19 protein-coding genes, 2 tRNA genes and 1 pseudogene are annotated in these 21,558 nt (G+C 49.1%); 13 read left to right on the top strand and 9 right to left on the bottom strand.

The window, feature by feature from the left end; genetic code table 11:
• Position 1: 1 nt before the first annotated feature.
• Positions 2-1,210: a c-type cytochrome gene (locus tag OGY13_RS13870; RefSeq protein WP_213752885.1), complete on the top strand. Its 1,209-nt coding sequence runs from the start codon at positions 2-4 to the stop codon at positions 1,208-1,210.
• A gap of 43 nt (positions 1,211-1,253) precedes the next feature.
• On the opposite strand, the gene pdxR is transcribed toward OGY13_RS13870, so the two are convergent.
• Complete coding sequence (pdxR, locus tag OGY13_RS13865) at positions 1,254-2,729, bottom strand: MocR-like pyridoxine biosynthesis transcription factor PdxR (RefSeq protein ID WP_103014630.1); 1,476 nt, start codon at positions 2,727-2,729, stop codon at positions 1,254-1,256.
• A gap of 106 nt (positions 2,730-2,835) precedes the next feature.
• On the opposite strand from pdxR, the gene puuE reads away from it, so the two are divergent.
• The 6 genes from puuE to OGY13_RS13835 all read left to right on the top strand — a co-directional run bounded on the left by puuE (position 2,836) and on the right by OGY13_RS13835 (position 10,417).
• The gene (puuE, locus tag OGY13_RS13860; protein WP_003832711.1) at positions 2,836-4,098 is read left to right on the top strand and encodes a 4-aminobutyrate transaminase; all 1,263 of its coding nucleotides are present in this window, start codon (positions 2,836-2,838) and stop codon (positions 4,096-4,098) included.
• A 213-nt stretch (positions 4,099-4,311) separates the two neighbouring features.
• Complete coding sequence (locus tag OGY13_RS13855; RefSeq protein WP_204191750.1) at positions 4,312-6,444, top strand: TonB-dependent receptor; 2,133 nt, start codon at positions 4,312-4,314, stop codon at positions 6,442-6,444.
• Positions 6,445-6,453: 9 nt separating this feature from the next.
• Complete coding sequence (locus OGY13_RS13850) at positions 6,454-7,464, top strand: ABC transporter substrate-binding protein (RefSeq protein WP_079933958.1); 1,011 nt, start codon at positions 6,454-6,456, stop codon at positions 7,462-7,464.
• 157 nt (positions 7,465-7,621) lie between these two features.
• Positions 7,622-8,677 carry an ABC transporter substrate-binding protein gene (locus OGY13_RS13845; protein WP_204557815.1) on the top strand — a complete coding sequence of 352 codons (1,056 nt, stop codon included), beginning with the start codon at positions 7,622-7,624 and terminating at the stop codon, positions 8,675-8,677.
• Positions 8,664-9,668, top strand: coding sequence for a FecCD family ABC transporter permease (locus OGY13_RS13840; protein ID WP_003832715.1), 1,005 nt, complete (start codon positions 8,664-8,666; stop codon positions 9,666-9,668). The genes OGY13_RS13845 and OGY13_RS13840 overlap by 14 nt, the downstream gene beginning before the upstream one ends.
• On the top strand, positions 9,665-10,417 hold the full coding sequence (locus OGY13_RS13835) for an ABC transporter ATP-binding protein (RefSeq protein ID WP_213753039.1): 753 nt from the start codon (positions 9,665-9,667) through the stop codon (positions 10,415-10,417). The genes OGY13_RS13840 and OGY13_RS13835 overlap by 4 nt, the downstream gene beginning before the upstream one ends.
• Here OGY13_RS13835 and OGY13_RS13830 read toward each other — a convergent pair.
• From OGY13_RS13830 to OGY13_RS13800, 7 genes are all read right to left on the bottom strand, one after another.
• Entirely contained in the window at positions 10,404-11,126 is a 723-nt protein-coding gene (locus OGY13_RS13830; protein WP_137377851.1) for a substrate-binding domain-containing protein, read from the bottom strand. The two genes, OGY13_RS13835 and OGY13_RS13830, sit on opposite strands and share 14 nt — an antisense overlap.
• A gap of 186 nt (positions 11,127-11,312) precedes the next feature.
• Positions 11,313-11,389, bottom strand: a tRNA-Val gene (locus tag OGY13_RS13825).
• A gap of 4 nt (positions 11,390-11,393) precedes the next feature.
• A tRNA-Val gene (locus OGY13_RS13820) sits at positions 11,394-11,470 on the bottom strand.
• 199 nt (positions 11,471-11,669) lie between these two features.
• A complete protein-coding gene (locus OGY13_RS13815) occupies positions 11,670-12,152 on the bottom strand; it encodes a glutathione peroxidase (protein ID WP_213753038.1) in 483 nt (160 codons plus the stop codon).
• Positions 12,153-12,320: 168 nt separating this feature from the next.
• Positions 12,321-12,869, bottom strand: coding sequence for a GNAT family N-acetyltransferase (locus OGY13_RS13810; protein ID WP_174770316.1), 549 nt, complete (start codon positions 12,867-12,869; stop codon positions 12,321-12,323).
• A 33-nt stretch (positions 12,870-12,902) separates the two neighbouring features.
• Positions 12,903-13,235, bottom strand: coding sequence for an EmrE family multidrug efflux SMR transporter (locus OGY13_RS13805; RefSeq protein ID WP_063941528.1), 333 nt, complete (start codon positions 13,233-13,235; stop codon positions 12,903-12,905).
• Between the two features lie 161 nt (positions 13,236-13,396).
• Entirely contained in the window at positions 13,397-13,558 is a 162-nt protein-coding gene (locus tag OGY13_RS13800) for a GNAT family N-acetyltransferase (protein WP_286573804.1), read from the bottom strand.
• Positions 13,559-13,792: 234 nt separating this feature from the next.
• Here OGY13_RS13800 and OGY13_RS13795 point away from each other — a divergent pair, with 234 nt between their 5' ends.
• The 3 genes and pseudogenes from OGY13_RS13795 to OGY13_RS25155 all read left to right on the top strand — a co-directional run.
• On the top strand, positions 13,793-14,383 hold the full coding sequence (locus tag OGY13_RS13795) for a GNAT family N-acetyltransferase (protein WP_032943278.1): 591 nt from the start codon (positions 13,793-13,795) through the stop codon (positions 14,381-14,383).
• A gap of 283 nt (positions 14,384-14,666) precedes the next feature.
• Positions 14,667-15,479, top strand: coding sequence for a toll/interleukin-1 receptor domain-containing protein (locus OGY13_RS13790; RefSeq protein ID WP_213753037.1), 813 nt, complete (start codon positions 14,667-14,669; stop codon positions 15,477-15,479).
• A gap of 88 nt (positions 15,480-15,567) precedes the next feature.
• A pseudogene (locus tag OGY13_RS25155) lies at positions 15,568-15,650 on the top strand (DUF1367 family protein); the annotation flags it as partial.
• A 460-nt stretch (positions 15,651-16,110) separates the two neighbouring features.
• On the opposite strand, the gene OGY13_RS13780 reads toward OGY13_RS25155, so the two are convergent.
• Entirely contained in the window at positions 16,111-17,025 is a 915-nt protein-coding gene (locus OGY13_RS13780; RefSeq protein ID WP_103014934.1) for a LysR family transcriptional regulator, read from the bottom strand.
• Between the two features lie 114 nt (positions 17,026-17,139).
• Between OGY13_RS13780 and OGY13_RS13775 the strand changes: the two genes are divergently transcribed.
• The 3 genes from OGY13_RS13775 to OGY13_RS13765 all read left to right on the top strand — a co-directional run bounded on the left by OGY13_RS13775 (position 17,140) and on the right by OGY13_RS13765 (position 21,514).
• Positions 17,140-18,282, top strand: a complete 1,143-nt coding sequence (locus OGY13_RS13775; RefSeq protein WP_213753036.1) for a M20 family metallopeptidase — start codon at positions 17,140-17,142, stop codon at positions 18,280-18,282.
• A gap of 114 nt (positions 18,283-18,396) precedes the next feature.
• The gene (dcuC, locus tag OGY13_RS13770) at positions 18,397-19,779 is read left to right on the top strand and encodes a C4-dicarboxylate transporter DcuC (protein ID WP_204191744.1); all 1,383 of its coding nucleotides are present in this window, start codon (positions 18,397-18,399) and stop codon (positions 19,777-19,779) included.
• A gap of 40 nt (positions 19,780-19,819) precedes the next feature.
• The gene (locus tag OGY13_RS13765; RefSeq protein WP_213753035.1) at positions 19,820-21,514 is read left to right on the top strand and encodes an NAD-dependent malic enzyme; all 1,695 of its coding nucleotides are present in this window, start codon (positions 19,820-19,822) and stop codon (positions 21,512-21,514) included.
• The last annotated feature ends 44 nt before the right edge of the window (positions 21,515-21,558 follow it).

Below are 21,558 nucleotides of genomic sequence, written 5' to 3'. Positions count from 1 at the left end.
TATGCGTAATGTAACCATTCTCGCCGCCTGTTTATTTACCGCTTCGGTTTCCGCTGCTGAATCTAACGGTGAATACATCGCGCGAATTTCAGACTGCGTCGCCTGTCACACAGCTGAAGGTGGTGCGGCGATGGCGGGGGGCAAAAAGTTTCCTACTCCGGTGGGGGATATTTATTCGACCAACATTACCCCGGACAAAACGCAGGGTATTGGAAATTATTCTTACGAGGATTTTGAAAAGGCCGTACGGCAGGGGATCGCCAAAGATGGTCATCCGCTCTATCCGGCTATGCCTTATCCCTCCTATGCGAAACTTTCTGACGAGGATGTTAAGGCGCTGTATAGCTATTTTATGCATGACGTCACGCCGTCAGCACAGCCCAATAAAGAGAATGCCATTCCGTGGCTACTCTCCGCCCGCTGGCCGCTGCATATCTGGAACTGGCTGTTTACCGACGCGCCAGTGACGGCTGTAGAGGGCGCGAAAACGGATGATAATGCTGCCCTGGTAAAACGGGGTGCTTATCTGGTGGAAGGCCCCGGACACTGCGGTTCATGCCATACCCCGAGAGGCATGGCGATGAACGAAAAAGCGTATACTAATGCTGATGCCGAATACCTGAGCGGCGCGATGATTGACGGCTGGTATGCACCGTCGCTGCGCGGCACCGGTATGTCTGAGCAGGAGTTAAAATCGCTGTTGCTGACCGGTAAAAGCAAGCATGCCGCGGTTTCAGGTTCGATGGCTGAAGTCGTCACGCAGAGTACACAGTATCTGACCGACGAAGATGCCACGGCGATCGCCCAATATCTGTTGAGCCTGAAAAGTGCGAAGCCTGAAACGGTACGTGCTGCGGCGACTACAGCATCCTGGTCGAATTCACCTGAGGCGGGCAGAGTGACCTATAACCGCTACTGTTCAACTTGTCACGGTCTGGAAGGGAAAGGTACGGATGATAACGCGCCTTCTTTAGTTAACAATCCACTGGTGATGGTTGATGACCCGACACCGCTGTTCAGAGTGATTGCCCACGGCGCAGAAACACCGACAACGCGTGGCAGCGTCTCCTTTAAGATGCCTGCCTACGGTGGCTTGTTAAGCGACAACGAAATGCGCGACGTGATTAACTACGTGCGTAAAAGTTGGGGTGAAGGGAATAGCGAAGTAAGCCAGGAAGACCTGGCTGGCGTTAAAAAAGCGTCACATTAAACAGTATGCCGGATAAGGTGCTTGCACCTTCATCCGGCAGTGCTTACACGGTGTTTACCCTGATAATATCCACGAGTCGGGTAAACGCCGCCGTCATTTCATGCTCTTCAATACTGGCAAACCCCAGCAGCAGGCCGCTGCGTTTCCCTTCATTTACGTAATAGCGTGACAGCGGGCGCACCAACAACCCTTGCGCATTCGCCTGTTGGGCAATGACCGTGTCATCGCTCCCGGCGGGTAACTGTAAGATCATATGCAGCCCGGCGTTGCTGCTGAAGGAACCAAGAAAATGTTCACCAAGTTGGCGGCTGATAAGCTCTACCAGCATCTGGCGACGACGACTGTATAGCTGACGCATTTTCCGAATGTGTGCCGCGTAATAACCCTCGCGAATAAACTCCGCCAGTGCGGCCTGAATCAACAGATGCCCACCACGATAGAGGTCGTTATGAACCTTTTTCAGCGGAGCGGCTAACGATTTAGGTAGCACGACATACCCGAGTCGTAGTGCGGGATAGAGTGTCTTACTGAATGTCCCGATGTAAATGACCGGTGTCTCTTCTTCCAGCCCCTGCAAAGAGGGAATCGGCTGGCCGGAAAAGCGGAACTCACTGTCGTAATCATCTTCCACTATCCAGCTTCGCGTTTCACGTGCGCGAAAGAGAAGTTGCCGGCGGCGGCTCAGACTCATTACCGAACCGAGTGGGTATTGATGTGACGGTGTCACAAAAATAAGTTTTGGTGGTGTTTCGCCGGCATCCGGCGGGACCATGCCTTGTTCATCAACCGGGATAGCCGAAAAATTAACGGCATTGATGCGCAGAATATTTTTGATTCCCCAGTAGCCCGGTTCTTCAATCCAGGCGTGATCGCCAGGGTTGCATAAAGTCCGGGTCACCAGATCCAGGGCCTGGTGAATACCTTCAGTAATCAGAATTTGCTCCGGTGAGCACCGTACGCCGCGAGCGGTGCGCAGATAGTCTGCCAGTGCTTCTTTTAGCTCATTCACGCCGCCTGTGGCATCGTAAGTGAGATACTCCGGGCGCAGTCGTCTTGCCAGCCTGTCCTGAATTTTCTTGAGCACCCGGTGCGGGAAATGCTCTACATCAGGTACGCCTGGAATAAATGCCCCCCACTGACGGGGACTGGCGCTGGCATGACCCAGCAGCTCAAGGCAGCGGGCGGATAAGCGGGTATGATCTTCCAGAGCGGCAGCAACAGGCTCTTTGTCAGGACGCAGGTCGAGATTGTCCAGCACGCTGTCGGTCACAAATGTGCCGCTGCTGGTGCGCGCGGAAATATACCCTTCAGCTTGCAACTGTTCGTACACCCGCAGGACGGTATTGCGCGATAGCGTCAGCTCTCCTGCCAGGTCACGCGACGGAGGCATTCGGGTAGCCGGTTTCAGGCTACCTTCGAGGATGCAACTACAAATGGCGGCATACAGGCGGCGATGTAGTTTTTCGTCAGTCTGCTGATTAAATGCATGCTTGATCACATCTCCGGCAAGTGAACGCATTTGGATCCTTAAAATAAAACGATTTGGCTCTCGATTAAAGTACCAGACGGCGTCTAAATTTAAAGGGTAATTCAACCGAAATGTATTAATGGACAAGGTGTAGAGAATGAACAATAAAAACCTGCAACAACGTCGTCTGGATGCCACCCCGCGTGGCGTGGGTGTGATGTGTGATTTTTATGCCCAGTCGGCAGAAAACAGCACGATTACCGATATCGAAGGCAATCAGTACATCGATTTTGCCGCCGGGATCGCCGTGCTGAACACCGGACACCGCCATCCTCGCCTGGTGCAGGCAGTCGAAGCGCAACTTCAGGCTTTTACCCATACGGCTTATCAGATTGTCCCGTACGAAAGCTATGTGTCTTTAGCTGAGAAAATCAACGCCGTTGCGCCAATCGACGGCAAGCGTAAAACCACATTCTTCACTACCGGGGCTGAAGCGGTAGAAAACGCGGTGAAAATTGCGCGCGCGCATACCGGCCGTCCTGGCGTTATCGCATTTGGCGGTGGTTTTCATGGGCGTACTTACATGACGATGGCGTTAACCGGCAAGGTGGCACCCTATAAAAAAGGTTTCGGCCCGTTCCCTGGCTCTGTTTACCATGCGCCGTATCCTTCTGAATTGCAGGGTATTTCCACGGCGGATTCCCTAAAAGCGATTGAGCGTCTGTTTAAAGCCGATATCGATCCAACCCAGGTTGCGGCGATTATTTTCGAACCCGTCCAGGGCGAAGGAGGCTTCGTGGTGGCACCGCCAGAATTTGTGGCTGCCATCCGCCGTATTTGCGACGAGCATGGCATCGTGATGATCGCTGATGAAGTACAAAGCGGGTTTGCCCGTACGGGTCAGCTGTTTGCGATGGATCATTACGCCGATAAAGCGGACCTGATGACCATGGCGAAAAGCCTTGCGGGCGGCATGCCGCTGTCAGGCGTCGTGGGCAAAGCCGAAATTATGGATGCGCCTGCGCCGGGTGGTCTGGGGGGAACCTACGCCGGAAACCCGCTGTCGATCGCAGCGGCCCATGCGGTGCTGGATATCATTCGTGATGAGCAGCTATGCCAGCGTGCGGCGGCTCTCGGCGAACAGCTGCGCGCCGCTCTGACAGACGCGCAAGCAGGGTGTCCTGAACTGGCCGAAGTGCGAGGTTTAGGCTCTATGATTGCTGCTGAATTCTGTGATGCAGCGACAGGAGAACCCAACGCTGCTGCCGCACAACGCGTGCAGAAGAAAGCCCTTGAGCAAGGATTACTGCTGCTGACCTGCGGTCAGTATGGCAACGTTATTCGTTTCCTTTACCCGCTGACAATTCCGCAGGATCAGTTCGCCAAAGCGCTCGATATTATCAAAGCAGCAACCAAGTAATTCGTTAGTTGTCATTTACCCAAAGCCGACGGTCGTCATCACCGTCGGCTTTTTTGTTGCCGTGGATTTACCAACCACATGCCGTTATATATTTACATATATATCGATTGGATCTATTCTATTCATCATACAAATATAATAACTGTACTCTTCAAGAGAAGGCGCTTGCGTTAGCGGCCTCCAGTCTTTCTATCTAACGAATTGAATTAACGAATGTTAAATAACAAATTTACCCCAGTGGCCTCTGGGTTGTTAACCTTTGCCTGTTTTTCCACCGCCGTCACGGCTCATGCTGAAGATACCGTCATCGTTTCGGCGCCAGCCACGTCACAATCCTCGTTATCGGAACATGAACCTCCGGCGAGCGAAAAAAAAGTCACGTTAGGTAGCCTCGGCGAGCGAGAGTTGATAGACGTTCCCTGGTCGGTGCAGACGTTGTCGAAAAAAGTGCTGGATCAGCAACAAATCAAAGATGTGAAAGACGCCTATCGCTACCTACCGTCCGTTCAGGGTGACGGCGTCCGCCCACAAACCCGCGGCATGCAGGGGAGCGTGGTACAAAACCATATGATTGATGGCCTGAACGCCGTCTCCACGACGGAATATTCGACCGAACAGTTCCAGAACATTGAGGTGTTGAGCGGCATCGCTGGATCGCTGTATGGCCCTGCTAATCCAGCAGGGATGTTTAATTTGGTGTCTAAACGACCTGTCGATACACCGTTGCATCGTGTCACAGTAGGGCAAGGTACAGGGTCGGGAACGTTGGCATCGATGGATTTCAGCGGCCCAATCGATGCGGGAGACCGGGTGAAATATCGCCTCAACTTGCTGAACGATGAGGGCCATAGCTACACCACCGATAGCCATGTCCGTCGACAGTACGCTGGCTTGGGGCTGGACTTTCAACTGACAGATCAAACGGTGCTGGAGAGTAATTTCAGCTATTACCATTATTACGAAAAAGGCATGCCGGGTAGCTTTGCCCTGGCGAAAGGCGTTCACTTTCCCGCGGCATTTGATCCTACGGACAGTAAATATGGTCAATCTTATGCGGGTCATGATGACGAAACGACTACCGTCGATATGCATATTAAGCATGATTTTGACGGCAACTGGATGCTGGACCTGGGGGCGCTGCACCAGGTTGCAGACCGCGAGTCGACGGCCGTGACCAACACCCTGACGGATAACCGGGGCGATTACACCACTACAACCTCTAATTCGGCGGCCAGTCGGTTTACCATCAACAGTTATTTAGCGAACCTGACCGGTAGCATTGATACCGGCTGGCTGACCCAGGATATTGCTACCGGAATGCGTGGATTTGTGTGGAAAAACTATAATCCAAGAAACGGCGGCACTTTCACTCTGGGGCATTCTTCCCTCGATCAACATCCCGACTATCCACGACCACCGTATCCAGATTTTAACGATCGCTATCATTCAGCGACCACCACTCAACATGCATTTTTGCTCAGCGATACGCTGCATTTTTCCCCGCAGTGGAGTTTGCTGCTTTCCGGCAGTGAGAACCTGTTTACCGTCAGTAACTACAACAAAGCTGGACATGAAAGCAGCCATCAGCAGGACAATGGCATGAGCGGTTCTACCAGCCTGATGTATAAACCGGTGGAGAACGTCACACTGTATACCACCTGGGCGGACAGTTTGCAGCAGGGCGATACCGCGCCCGCCGGGGCGCGCAATGCCGGGCAGGTGTTAGATCCCTACCGTAGCCATCAACTGGAGGTGGGCGCAAAATATGCGCCAGTAAAAGATCTGCTGCTTACCGCTGCGCTTTTTGAAGCCAAACGCCCCTTTGCCTATACCAACGACAATGGCGATTTTGCTCAGGATGGTACGCAGAAAAACCGTGGGCTGGAACTGATGGCTGATGGGCATATCACCCGTAATTTGCGCGTGTTAGGCGGCGGAGCCTGGCTTGATCCAACGCTTCATAATACCGCGGCCAGCAATGCGGATGGTAAGCAAGTTGTTGGTTTGCCGCGCTTCGCCTCGAATATCCTCGCAATCTACACCATCGAACGGGTTCCGGGACTGGATATCGACACGAACGTGCATTACGTCGGACGTCGGGCTACCGATAATGCCAACGACAGCTGGGTCGGGAGTTACACCACGGTGGACATCGGTACGCGTTATGCCACCAGACTGTGGAACACACCAACCACTTTCCGGTTTGATATCACCAATCTCACCGACCGTCACTATTGGACCAATATCGTTCCGGGCGCATTGACTGGTTACACGGGCGCAGGGGCTGCCAGCGCTCAACTTGGTGCACCGCGCCAGGCTCAGTTTTCTGTTCAGGTTGATTTTTAGGGGTTGCTTATGAAAACGTGCCACACATGGCTGCTTTGTGTGTGGCTGGCGTTTCCTGCCCTGGCAACACGCCAGGTTGTGGATGATGCTGGTCACACAGTTACCGTTCCCGCGCATGTTGAACGTATCGCGGATGGCTGGTTTGCCCATCATTCGGTGCTGATGACGCTGGGTGCTGGTCGTAACATTGTTGCGACGGTCAACCATGAGGAAAACCAGCCATGGATGTTCAAAATCAATCCTTCTCTGAGACAAGCCTTACAGATACGAGGAACATCATTTAATAGCGAGGATTTGCTGGCCCGGCACGTCGACGTCGTGTTTGTGGCAAAAGGAAAAGGGGATGCTCAAAGCTACAGTCAGGCGGGTATTCCGGCCCTTGAAATGGCATTTACTGACTATGCTTCGATGGAAAAATCGGTCACTACGACCGCAGAGGTTCTGGGTACCGAGCAGGCTCGCGTCCGTGCAACGGCTTACAATCAGTATCTCAACCGTGTACTCGCGGATGTGCAGGCTAAAACTGCGGAGCTGGCGGAAAATCAGCGCCCTCGGGTACTTCATATTCAATCGCTAAATCCGCTTAAAGTCGACGGCAGGAACACGTTGATCGATACCTGGATTACGCTGGCGGGTGGACGGAATGCGGCAGGTGAAGTTGACGGCAACATGAAAGAGGTGTCGCCCGAGAGGGTGCTCTACTGGCAACCGCAGGTCATTATTCTCGGTGCGGGGTGTGGTGATATCGCCAGTTCGCCATACGCAGCATTGTTCAAAGAACTTAACGCAGTGAAACAGGGTAACGTCTGGCGCAATCCGGCGGGCGTGTTCCCCTGGGATCGCTACGGCACTGAAAGCGCGTTGCAGCTACAGTGGGCTGCATCGAAACTGCATCCGGCATTGTTTAGCGGCCTGGATATGGTCAGCGTAACGCGAGATTTTTATCGCCAGTTCTTCGATTATTCGCTCACTCAGGAGCAGGCGATGCGAGTTTTAAACGCGTTACCCCCACAGGAGTAGCGCTCACGTATAAAGACAGGCGTGATAAGGATTGCACGCCATTTTTACCCCTCTGAAATGTGGGGTTTGGTGCGCTCATGATGAAAATGGTTTGCCAGGACTCTCGTTATATAATTTAATGCATATCGTTTTTACTCCTCTATTCAGATGGTATCCCATGTTAACTTTCCGCTCTTTTGTGCTGGTTTGCGCCAGCATGTTGTTTGCGTTTTCTGCTCAGGCCGACCGAACGATCACCGATCAGCTTGGTCGACAGGTCACGATTCCTGACCACGTGGACAAAGTGGTCGTGCTGCAACATCAGACGTTGAATATTCTGGTCCAGCTCAATGCCCAGCAGGACATTGTTGGTGTGATGTCGAGCTGGAAAAAGCAGCTCGGGCCTGAATTTGCGCGCTTTATGCCGACGATTACTACATTGCCGACGCCAGGCGATCTCACCAGCGTGAACATCGAAAGCTTGTTGGCGATTCATCCGCAGGTGGTTTTTGTCGCCAACTATGCGCCCGCGGAAATGATCCAGCAGATTCAGAACGCCGGTATTCCGGTCGTGGCTATCTCATTACGCAAGGATGCCACCGGGCAACAGAATAAAATGAACCCGACCATGGCCGATGAAGAGCAGGTCTACAACGAAGGGTTGAAGCAGGGTATTCGCCTGATCGCTGACGTGGTTGGGCGCAAACCGCAGGCCGAAACGTTAATCGACTACGTTTTTACCGCGCGGGCAAAATTCAATGCGCCGGTTGCAAAAATCCCGGATGCACAAAAAGTCCGTATTTATATGGCTAACCCCGATCTGATGACTTACGGCTCCGGGAAGTACACGGGACTGATGATGCAGCACGCGGGGGGATTAAATGTGGCGGCTGCCAGTGTGAAAGGTGCCCGTCAGGTTGCGCTGGAGCAGGTATTAGCGTGGAACCCGCAGGTGATTTTTGTCCAGGATCGCTATCCGCAGGTGGTAACTGAGATCCAAAACGATCCGAACTGGCAGGGGATTGATGCGGTGAAAAATCATCGCGTCTGGTTGATGCCTGAATATGCCAAAGCCTGGGGCTATCCGATGCCGGAAGCGTTGGCGATCGGTGAACTTTGGATGGCCAAAAAACTGTATCCGGATGCCTATAAAAACGTGGACGTTGATGCGCAGGCCAAGGACTACTATCAACGTTTTTATCGTGTGAACTGGCAGTCTGATGCAGCTAAGTAACCGTATTTTGCCCCAGCAACCGCTCTTAATCGTTGTGGTCCTGTTGCTGGGCGTCAGTTCGCTATGCCTCGGACAGTATCCGCTGTCGTTAAGCGAGGTGTTTTACCACCTGACGCACTATAGCGACGCTGAGGGAATAGGCAGCCAGGTTATCTGGACGGTCAGGCTACCGCGTATTCTGATGGCACTGCTGGCGGGGGGCGCGCTTGGGTTATGCGGCGCGACGCTGCAAGGGGTATTTCATAACCCTCTGGTCGACCCGCATATTATCGGCGTGACGTCGGGGGCGGCCTTTGGTGGAACACTGGCCATCCTGCTCGGACTTTCGCCCTGGCTGATGATGGGATCAACGTTTTTCTTTGGTCTGACAGCGTTGATCCTGGTGTATGCTATTGCTGCGTTACAGGGGCTGGAGAATACGCTGGTATTGATCCTGTCGGGTATCATTTTGAGCGGTTTTTTTGCCGCGCTGGTGAGCCTGATCCAGTATCAGGCTGATACCGAAGAGACGTTACCTAATATTGTGTTCTGGCTACTGGGCAGCTTCGCGACGGCCAACTGGCATAAAGTGCTGCTGTTGGCGGTCCCGGTCGGTATCGCCGCGACGGTTTTGTACCAGCTACGCTGGCGGATAAACCTGTTGTCGCTCAATGACAAAGATGCCAGAGCACTGGGTGTGGCGGTGGTTCCTCTGCGACGCAGCGTTTTGGTGTGCTGCGCATTTTTGGTCGCGGCTCAGGTGGCGGTCAGCGGCAGTATTGCCTGGGTTGGATTAGTGATTCCGCATCTGGCGCGTTTGCTGGTGGGGGTTGATCATCGTCGTTTACTACCGTGCGCCTTCTGGTTGGGGGGCGGATTTATGATTGTGGTGGACGATATTGCTCGCACCCTGATGCACGCGGAGATACCGTTGGGGATTATTACCGCATTGTTCGGCGCGCCGTTGTTTGCTTTCTTACTCATACGTACCAGCCGTCGGGAGAAATCATGATACCTGCCGCACTGCGTGTACATCAGCTTACTTATGGGTATCGCGCGCCACTATTTGAGCCGCTAACGTTCTGTTGCCAGAAAGGTGAGATCTGGGCCGTGCTGGGACGCAATGGCCTGGGTAAAAGTACACTGCTCGATACGCTAACCGGCACGCTGCCTGCTTTAGGCGGGAATATTGAAAATAACGGTGGGATAGGGATTGTGGCACAGCATAGCCATCTGCCGTTTCCGTACACGGTCAGCGACGTGGTGTTGATGGGGCGAGCACAGCACGTGAAGCTGTTTGCGCAACCCAGTCCGCAGGATCAAAAAAGAGCAATGCAGGCGTTAGAGCAGTTGAATATCGCGCATCTCGCCTCCAGCTCATTTGGCTCACTTTCTGGCGGGCAGCAACAGTTGGTGATGATTGCCCGGGCTCTGGTGACGGAGTGTCAAACGCTGTTACTGGATGAACCGTGTTCCGCGCTGGATCTCGCCAATCAGCAGGTGGTGCTGCAGCTCATCAGCGATCTGGCCCATCAACAGGGATGCAGTATTCTCTTTTCGACTCACGATCCGCTTCATGCGTTACAGGTTGCTTCCCATACTTTGCTGCTACTCCCTGAAGGAAAATGGCGGGCAGGGCCCACGAACAGCATTGTGACGGAGGAGAATTTATTCCTGGCCTATGGCTTAACGCTGAGAAAACTCAGCGTGGAGAACTACCAGACGCCGTTTATCGCACCGTTGTTTTCTATTCGCCGTTAAGCGTTAAGAATCCTGCGGCGCTAAGAAATTCCTGCCCGCCGCGGGAGAGTATGAATTCAACCAGTGCCATGACTTCATTGGATGCATCAAGCACCGCCAGTTGGTATTCGCAGCGAATATTGTGCTCATCGGGAATAGCCACGTAATGTACGTCGGGCATCGCGCGCAGCGCGTGTACGTAATGCGCGTAACCGATAAACAGATCGGCCAGCCCCTGGCGCAGGATCCAGGCGCTCGCCAGTTCACCTTGCGGGATTTTTATCGTATCACGACCACCCACCAGCGGGATTGCGCGCGTCCGAAGCTGTTGCCCGAGTCCTGGTTCCAGTACATCCATATTGTCGAAAAATGCCCAGGTATAGTCTCCGGAAGGGTCGCTGCCGGGCGTTGATGTACCTGGTCGCAGCGTAGGGTCGCGGAGTAAATCCAGCCAGACACCGGTTCGGTTGCTGACCAGGCTCAGTTTGTTCCAGCAAAAAGTGTGCGTAGAGACGGCTATATTACGTGCTAACAGGTTTTGCGGATGTTCCCGGTTGGCCGAGGCAAAGAGCGCACACGGTTCTCCCGCTTCAATACGCTCACGCAATAAACCGGCCGGACCATATTCAACCTTAACGTCTATTCCACTCATGCGCGTGAACTGGCTTATCAATGGCGTAAATGCAGGGCGCAAACTGCCTGCGGCTAACAGGAATATGGAAGAGGGCATGGTATCCGATCTCTGGCGAATGACATTATGCGAAGAAGGTGAATGATACGCGTTGAGCATGGAATTTAGAATGATTTAGCGCAGTGCTATTGAATCATCAAAGGAAATGATAAAACTGACGGATACAAACTGAAGATAAAAAAATAGTTTTGAAGTGAAATAGCACCAAATCAAAGGGATATGATTTGGTGCGTCCGAGTGGACTCGAACCACCGACCCCCACCATGTCAAGGTGGTGCTCTAACCAACTGAGCTACGGACGCAAAATGGTGCGTTCAATTGGACTCGAACCAACGACCCCCACCATGTCAAGGTGGTGCTCTAACCAACTGAGCTATGAACGCAACGTTGTAGGTGACAACGGGGACGAATATTAGCGGCACAGACCGAATGAGGCAAGAGGGAAATAGCATTTTTCTTCCTGATCTCACGCGATTGCAGAGTAATTAAGCAAGTTGATTATATTTTGTTGATTTTGCAGCGTGTTTTTTATTCAGACAGCGAACTGGGGCATACCAGGGACGGTTTGAATTACAGAGGCGCTCAGACTTTAAGCAATGTAAGGATGGTGGTATCTATTTTCTCTGGGGTAGTGAAGGGGGCAAATCGCTTAAGCGGCTTGCCGTCACGCCCGATCAGGAACTTAGTAAAATTCCACTTGATCCGCCCACCCAGCACGCCGGGTAATTCGTCTTTCAGGTAACGAAATACCGGGTGCGTAGCGGCACCGTTGACTTCCACTTTCTCAAACATCGGGAAGCTCACACCGTAGTTGATGTGACAGGTTTGCGCGATTTCGTCGGCTCCACCGGGCTCCTGGTTACCGAACTGGTTGCAGGGAAAACCAAGCACCACCAGACCCTGCGCGGCGTACTTCTTGTAGAGCGCTTCGAGGCCTGCATATTGTGGAGTGAAACCACAATGGCTGGCGGTATTAACCACCAGAACCAGTTTGCCAGCGTAGTCGGCCATACAGATGGGCTGGCCATGCAAACTGGTGGCAGTCAGTTGATGAAAGGGGGCCATGCCAGAATCCTCAAATAAGATAGCATTACTCATGTTGCCCGCGAGTGACAGGCTTCGCTGCGTATCTATTTATTATGATCGCAACTGCAGTTTTAATAAACTTGCCATTGGTGCAGGGCAAAAATAGAAATTTTCTGCGGTTCGGTTATGGACATTCCATAATTTATTTTAACCAACCTGACGATCGTTCCATTCGTCGCGCGTGATTTCCCAAAGTTCAGAATCCAGCAAACCGCTGACATACTCTTTCTTTTCCGTTTTGATAAGCCGCATGCCGCTACTGTCTGAAATACGTTTGGAACGGACATTAAGAGAGGCTTTCGGCGCACGCAATACCGTCTTATTTAACGTATTAAACCAGTAATCCGTAGCGACATTACTGGCTTCACGCATAAAACCCTGCCCCTGATATTCCGGAGCTAACCAAAATCCACGGTTATTATCCTCAACGTCATAAAGGCATATTAAACCTATGAGATCGTCAGGGGCCTCACGGAGTCTGATAGTCCAGATCCACGCAATCCCTTTATCCATATCAGGCAGGGCAACGTTATTGACGTAATTCTCCGCGCCGTTATCAGGATAGGGCCAGGGTACTGAGGAGACCATATAGCGAACTATCTCCCAGCGGGGATAAAGCACCTGAATCTGCGAGGCATCTTCGGCTTCTAATGGTTTTAACAGCAAGCGTTCCGTATGGAGTATTGGTATTTTCATATGCACTTTTCCTACTCGATCAAGATAAGAGGATCAATGTGGGGAGGATTTTGAAAAAATATTAATAACCAGAACCCCAGCACAAATAAGAAGCATACCTGCGATCGCCGGAAAATCTAGCTTTTGCCCACTTACCAACCAGCCCAAAAGACTGATTAATACGATTCCAGCACCTGACCAAATTGCGTACGCAATACCCGTTGGAATAGTCGACAGGGTCTGAGAGAGAAGATAAAAGGCTGTGCAGTAGCACACAATAGTTGCTACAGATGGCCATAGGCGTGTGAATCCGTCAGAGAACTTCATCAGGGTTGTACCTATGACTTCAGCTACGATGGCCCCGGCAAGGAAAATGTATGAATTCAAAATCTGACCCCATGTGACAATCTAAAGCAAATATCGTATCACAAAGGGGTGGGTGAGTTTGAACACAGGAGTTATCCGCCCAAGACCTCGAAGCTGCCGTACTGAACTCATAGCGATTAGATTTCCGTTGGTGAGTTCTCCTGCCAAGAGCATAAGAAAACTCAGGCTGATAATGCGATGGACATATCCATACAACGCAGATCTGTTTGGGCAAGTCTTGATGGGGATGTCGTTTCCTTGATAAACATAAAACCATGCTTTTCGTAGAAAGTTTGTGCGTTTGGTGTTGAGGTCAAGGTTAACTGTTTCAGCCCTCTTTTAATCGCCTCATTACATTTATAGATTTATCATGAAACGGTTTCGTTTCAACATCGTTGTTTAACAAAAGAGGGAAGTCCATTACTGGCACGGAGTTGACAAGTTACCATCATGAGCAGTGAGCAGATAATCGACTCTTGATGAGTCGATTATTCAATGCAAACGGGGCATAGTAATTCATTCAGTACAGGATTATGCAGCTCAATCAATCGACACAAAATAATTGTGAGGTCACAAATATGACGCCTACATTGCAAGGATCTCTTGTCACGCTCCGTCCTCTGCTTGAGACAGATGCTCAGCTATTGATTGATGCGGCTGCGGATGGGGAACTCTGGTCCCTGCCATTTACGGTGGTTCCGTCTGCTGACACCGCAGATTCGTACATTCAGAAAGCCCTCAAGGGGCAGATCGAAGGCACAGTCATGCCGTTTGCTGTAACGCTTTCGTCCGATCAACGTGTCATTGGATCAACACGTTTCTGGAAGATTGATAGAGAAAACCGAAAGCTCGAAATTGGTCACACCTGGTATTCACAAAGCTGGCAAAAAACAGCTGCAAATACCGAGAGTAAACTGTTATTGCTGCGGTACGCCTTTGAGCAACTGAAGTGTGTTCGCGTTCAGTTTACGACTGATGTATTGAATGAGCGCTCGCAGGCTGCCATTCTCCGTATTGGTGCGATCCAGGAAAGCATCATCAGAAATGAACGAATTATGCCTGATGGTCGAAAACGTACTTCCATACGGTACAGCATAATTGATGATGAGTGGCCGCAGGTTCGGACCAACCTTGAGCACCGCCTTTCCAGCTACAGGAAAGAGAAATAACTCGAGGTTTTGCGGACAGAAGGTCTGCTGTGAGCGAGAAGCGGAAGTTGACATATCTGTTAAAGTGAATGGTTCCTTTTGCAGGGATACTTACAAATCCAGCGGACGGATAAAAGGTGATCTGCTAGGAATGCCGCAACAGCGCGGCGATAAAGTGAGTTTTGACGGTTTGGGGGATTGCAGGGGTATGAAGTCAATGAAATTTCAAAATTTATAGTTATAATAACGAGACTTCAATTGTTGAATTTTTACTTCTTTTACACACGAATTAAGGATTTAGGCGATGATTTTCATTAGTCACAATTACAAAGACAAAGCCTTCGTTGGTCATATTGCAGATAAAATTGCAAATATATATGGCAGGTCTAACGTATTTTATGATTCTTGGTCAATTCAACCTGGTGAAGGGATTATTGATCGCATGAATGATGGCATCGAATCCGTTAAGATTTTCTTTTTCTTTGTAACAGAGAATAGCCTTAAAAGTAATATGGTGTCTTTAGAGTGGCAAAATGCCCTTATGAAAGCTGCAATTGGAGACGTCAAATTCGTTGCTATACGTTGCGATGAATCACCTATGCCTGCGCTTCTTACTCAAAAAGTCTATTTGGACCTTTACACAAATGGCGTTGATGTAGTTATAGCTCAAATGAATGACATTATCTCTGGCAAAAGCACTTATAAACCTCAGGACGAATTATTCTCCAATCTCACATATGACTTTAAAACTGAATCGAATAAAATAATCGTCAGGGTTTCCGCTGACCACTTCAGTGAAGTTACTGCTGATTTCTTGTTCTTATTTACTAATAAATTAAATGATAATGAATTAAGGTATAATGTATTAGGTGAAAGTGGTTTCATCCAAGGGTTCCGTTCAGACTACAAACTAAATACGGGGGATGCATTCAGCGTACAAATGATTGCATTAATGCATGGCCTTAAACCAAAAATTCATTTGACTGTTGAGTTTTGGCTGGATACTGGAGATGAACTTAATCTTGCACATGTTATGAGCAAAACATCAACAGATCAGTACACGACCATACCGTACAAGAAAAAAAGTGATTTTAGTGGCTTCAACATGAAATTTTAAAATTTATTTTTCATAATCAACTGACATAATCATGTCATCGGAGCCTGAACAACTCCGGTGACTTCTGCGCATTTAAGGGGGATTTAAACTCCGAAAACATCCCACAGTATCTCCTTTGCAAATATGGGCGAAATCGAGTTCCAACAGATTTACAAAGCCGCGCTCGATGTCGATCTGTATTGTTCATACTATGTTTTTCCTGAGCCATAACCCTGCATCCCCATTCAACAAAGAGTCTATCTGTAGCGGTAATTGATATAGTTAACGTCCGCTTCTGGCACTGAGCAGTCGTATGAGGAGGTACTGTTTTTCACGTGAAATTTGAATAGTTGAAGGCCATAAGTACGGATGATGAGAGGCTTGAATAACCTGTGTGGTTTTGGAGTGGTTTTACCCCACTTGAGGCGTGATTTTGGGGGCATCTTTAGGAGCAGGGACATAAAAAGGGACACATTAATAGCTGCTATAACCCGCTATCAACTGTCCCTGAAGTTTTTTATCATACTGATTTATATGTATTTTTTTTGTTTTTAAATGATTATATTTTGTTAATTTTGCAGAATGCTATTTACTCAGGCTGTGCGCCGGGCGAGTCGCACCTGATTGTTAAACTGCGTGATGTTTTGCATTCCTACGTGCTGGAGTCACTTAAATAATTACACAGCAACTTCCATAGGTAATGAGCAGCCGGTGTAAAACGATGATCGGAGCTACGCAATACATGCCACTGACACTCTCTGGCAATATGATGATCAATCGGTATTGCCGTCAATTCCCCAGGATAAGAATTAGCATTAGCAGTTTGTTCTGTCATAAAAGCAATCCCCAGTCCCGCACGGCACAGGGCTATTGCGCTGGTAAACAAATTACAGCAGTAGGATGGCCTGAACATAATCGCTTCATCGCGAAACATCGCAGTGAGATATCGCTGAAGCCCAAAATTGTCATGCATAGCAATCAGGCGATGCCGGGAAAGTTCCTGAAGCGTTACTTTCTTTAAATCAGAAATAACATGATCCTTCCTGACAATGGCACAAATGGCTCCCCGGTTATAGCTATATCGTTTAAGTGCCGGTTGCCCAACGGGACCAAATCCCACGGCCATATCCACTTCACCTCTTGCAATGAGTTCCATCGACGTTTCCATGTTGCCAGAAGTGATATCTACAAACACATTCGGGTAGATTTGGGCAAAATCGCTCACGACGTGGGTAATGATTTCCTGGACCATCCCTTGTCCAACGCGCAGCGTAACTGTCCCTCCACGCATATGGCGCATATCGCTGAGTTGCCGCTCAAGTTCATTGCGTTTTTGTTGAGTAATGGCGTAGTCATCAGCCAGTAATCTTCCCGCCTCGGTGAGGACAACGTTACGTCCTCTTTTCTCCAATAATGGCAGCTGTATTGTTCTTTCCAGAAGAGAGATTTGGCGACTGACAACCGAAGGGTTAAAGCCAAGGATGTCGGCGGCTCTGCGGATCCCACCGTACAATCCGACCATATATAAATAACGGATCGCTTTTTCTGGATAGGTGCTCAATGTCATGTTTTTGCCATTATTGTTGACCTGAAAGCAACAATAATAGCATAGGAGCCTGATTCTTTTTCAACCGGGATTCATCACATACTAATGCTAAATACCTATGCGGAGAGTGTGGCAATGAAGAGCGTTGTTAATTACTTACAGAAACATACTGACCTTATCATGGAAGATATCAGCGATTTGGTACTGGCTGAGTCTCCTTCAACTGATAAAGCTGCTGTTGACCACTGTGGTGACGTTTTAAAAGCTATTTTCGAAAAGCGTCTGGGTATACAGGCTGAAACTGAAAAACAGACACATTACGGTAACCAGTTAAAATTTGTTCTGGGAAAAGAGGGCCCGCAAACCACAATTTTGGGGCATTTTGATACGGTCTGGGATAAAGGGGTACTCTCACTTCGCGAAGAAGAGGGGAAATGGTATGGCCCGGGGATCCTCGATATGAAAGCCGGGATGATTCAGTCTATCTGGGCGGTTCGTGCGTTAAAAGAGAGCGGGCATCTCGGTGGTAAGCGCATTGTTTTCCTGTGCAATAGTGATGAAGAACTCGGAAGTCCAAGTTCGAAGGAATGGATTATCCGTAATGCTACAGGATCTGAGCAAGTATTGGTTGTTGAACCGGCGACAACTCATGGTGATTTAAAAATTGCCCGTAAAGGCACTGGCCGTTACCGCATTGCTATCACAGGTCTTGCTGCGCATGCAGGCAATAATCCTGATGAGGGGGTTAGTGCTATTGAGGAAATGGCTTTTCAGATCCTCAAATTGCGAGAGTTGAATGATCCTGAGCGCGGTACCACCGTTAACGTTGGTATTGTACGGGGTGGCAGTAGGGTCAATGTCGTCGCGGATTCTGCCGAATTAGAAATTGATACCAGAGTGGAAAATGAGTCAGAAGCTGCACGGATCCATGATGCTATCACCCGTTTGACACCTCATTTGCAGGGTAGCCAACTCAGGGTTGAAGGAGGGCAAACTCGCCCACCGATGGAACGTTCTTCAGCTTCCGAACAGCTATTTGAAAAAGCGCAAAAGATTGCGGAAATACTGGGTATTACGATTACCGCGAAATCGGCTGGAGGTGGTAGTGATGGAAACTTCACCGCGGCGTTAGGTATTCCTACATTAGATGGCCTTGGTGCGACAGGAGCCGGTATCCATGCGCTCCATGAGCATATATTACCCGAAAATATCGTTACCAGAACCGCACTGGTTGCTGGAATGATGCTTAACGATATTAATTCTGATGATGGGTCATAATTTTAGCTAAATACATCATGCACACTCAACGACATTATTGTTTGTTATCCTCATGTAACCACTGTGGCTATATGGATTATTAATATCTTGACGAATAAATAACAGGACATATCCATGAGTGCTTTTATTATTGCGATAGTTATTACTGTCGTTGCGGCTTGGTTAATTATCAAGAATTACCAGCCGCAAACTATTTTGCTGTTAGCGGGGCTTTCCTTGTTAACAATTACAGCCATTTTCTACCCTGAAAAAAGTATCTTATATGGAAATGCAAAATCCACAGGGTCTGTCTGGATTGATATATTTGCTTTTGTAAAAGGTTCATTATCAACGCAGGTAGCAGGGATCGGTTTGATTATTATGGCGGCCGGTGGTTTCGCCAGCTATATGGATCATATTAAAGCTTCAAAGGCCATGGTTGACGTCTGCATTAGGCCGCTGGAGGCTTTAAAAGCACCTTACCTGATCCTTGCCATCGGCTACATTTTTGCGCAATTGCTCCATGTTGCCATCTCCAGTGCTGCGGGCCTTGCAATGTTATTGCTGGTGACATTTTTCCCGGTCTTGGTTCGGCTTGGGGTAAGTAAGGCTGCTGCCGCGGCTATGATTGGCATGTGTGCCTTTATGGATCTTGGGCCGGCCGTTGGCACCGCGAACTTAGCTGCTGAATATGCTGGCATGGAAACAGCACTGTATTTTGCTCATTATCAGATGCCGGTAGCTGCGGCGGTGATGGTTGTCGTTTCTATATTAATCTATTTTACGGCGAAATATTTTGACAAAAAAGATGGACATGTTGTTGCGTCACAATGTGCTGTGCAACCCGAGATTGCTGAAAAAGATGACGTGCCAGCACCTAAGTTCTACGGGTTATTGCCCATTTTTCCTGTCGTTCTGGTATTGGTGTTCAGTCCGTTGGTTGTTGATACCATTAAAGTCGATGTCGTGACTGCAATGGTTATCGGAACTATTGTCGCCTTTATTTTTGAGCTATGTGTAAAACGAAACTTTAAAGAGTGCTGCAAGGGAGTACAAGTCTTCTTTAAAGGTATGGGGAGTATGTTTACCAGTATCGTTTCATTACTGGTATGCGCCGAAATTTTCGCACAGGGATTACAAAAAATTGGTGCAGTGGATTATTTACTCGATGCGACACATAACGCTGGCTTTGGTTTCACCAGCATGACGATTGTAATGGCATGTTTGGTTGGGGTAACGGCCGTACTGACAGGATCGGGGGTTGCAGCCTTCTTTTCATTTGCCGGTATGGCGCAGTCTATTGCAACAAAGTTTGGTATGAACGCCGTACATATGCTTCTGCCGATGCAACTGATGGCTGGGATGGGACGCGCAATGTCGCCTGTTGCCGGTATTATTATTGCCGTCAGTAAATCGGGTGAGTGTTCCCCATTTATGATCGTGCGCAGAACGGTCATTCCGGCACTTGGTGGAATCATAACTATGCTAATCGCTAATACGCTAATTTCCAGTATGTAATAGTAACTGAATACGGAAGGTTTTTATCTGGATGAACACTATGTTAAATGAAAATGTAGATAATTTACTCTATATTCCTTACTCAGGTTCTGTCCTACTCGAATCTCCTCTTCTTAATAAAGGAAGTGCTTTTAGCAAAGAGGAACGAGTGATATTCAATCTGGAAGGATTGCTACCCAATGCAGTTGAAACAATTGAGGAACAATCCCATCGAGCATATCGCCAGTTTAGCGATTTTAAGTCTGCTATCGCACAGCATATCTACCTTAGGAACATTCAGGACACTAACGAAACGCTATTCTATTATCTGGTAAATAAACATTTAGCAGAAATGCTCCCTATTATTTATACACCTGTTGTTGGCCATGCATGTGAACATTTTTCTGATATTTACCGTAGGGCCAGAGGGTTATTTATCGCATGGCCGGATCGCCATAAAATTGATGATATATTGCATAATGCCACGAAACAGCATATTCGTGTCATCGTCGTCACCGATGGTGAACGGATCCTGGGACTTGGGGATCAAGGTATTGGCGGTATGGGGATTCCAATCGGCAAACTGTCTTTGTATACCGTCTGCGGTGGTATAAATCCGGCAAATACATTACCCATTCTGCTGGATGTTGGAACCAATAATTCTCAACTGCTAAATGATCCTCTTTATATGGGATGGCGTCACCCAAGAATTACCGGGGAGGAATATTTTGAGTTTGTGGATATGTTCATAAACGCGGTTAAACGTCGATGGCCTGAGGTCCTACTGCAATTCGAGGATTTTGCTCAGCAAACGGCACTTCCTCTTCTGGAGCGATACAGAGATGAGATGTGCTGTTTTAATGACGACATCCAGGGAACTGCTGCCGTCGCGCTAGGATGTTTAATGGCGGCAAGCTCAGTCTCTGGTCGTTCATTATGCGAGCAAACAGTCGTTTTTCTGGGGGCCGGATCGGCTGGTTGCGGTATTGCTGAGCATATTGTTCAACAGATGGTCGCTGAAGGCTTGTCTGAAGTGGAAGCTCGCGCCAGAATTTTTATGGTGGATCGGTTCGGATTGTTGACTGATGACCAGGCAAACCTTCCACCTTTTCAGCGACAACTGTCACAGCCTCGAACGATCGTCGAAAGCTGGGGTGTGGAAAGCGAAAAAATGACGCTGATGGATGTTGTTTGTCACGCGCATCCTACGGTGTTGATAGGTGTTACCGGCCAACCAGGCTTGTTTAGCGAAGCTATTATTAGGGGAATGTACAAGTACTGTAAGCTCCCAATAATCATGCCGTTATCCAACCCAACTTCACGGGTCGAGGCGAGGCCGGAAGATATTATTGAATGGACAGAGGGAAACGCCATTGTTGCAACGGGAAGTCCATTTAATCCCGTAATATACAAAGGAAAGGAGTATCCCGTTGCACAATGTAATAATGTTTACATCTTCCCTGGTATTGGTCTAGGGTGTCTGGCAAGCCGCGCCACACGAATTACAGAAAATATGTTAATAACGGCAAGCCGAACGTTAGCTTCTTTTTCGCCAATGAAAAGCAATAAAGATTCTCCATTATTACCGGATATAAATAATATTCAGGAGGTAACAAAGGCCATTGCCTTTAGTGTTGGTATTGCAGCGCAACGCGATGGCGTAGCCATTCGTATACCGGAGGAATCATTACGAGGCAAAATTGACGAGATTTTTTGGCATCCGCAGTATCGTCAATACAGACGGACCTCATACTGACGCTAATCAACCCCCTCTCTGGAGGGGGATTGACGCCACTCATC

The organism is Citrobacter sp. Cpo045 (genome assembly GCF_030332875.1).
In the GTDB taxonomy this organism is placed as follows: Bacteria; Pseudomonadota; Gammaproteobacteria; order Enterobacterales; family Enterobacteriaceae; genus Citrobacter; species Citrobacter portucalensis.
This window is presented reverse-complemented; position numbering and strand designations above follow the sequence as displayed.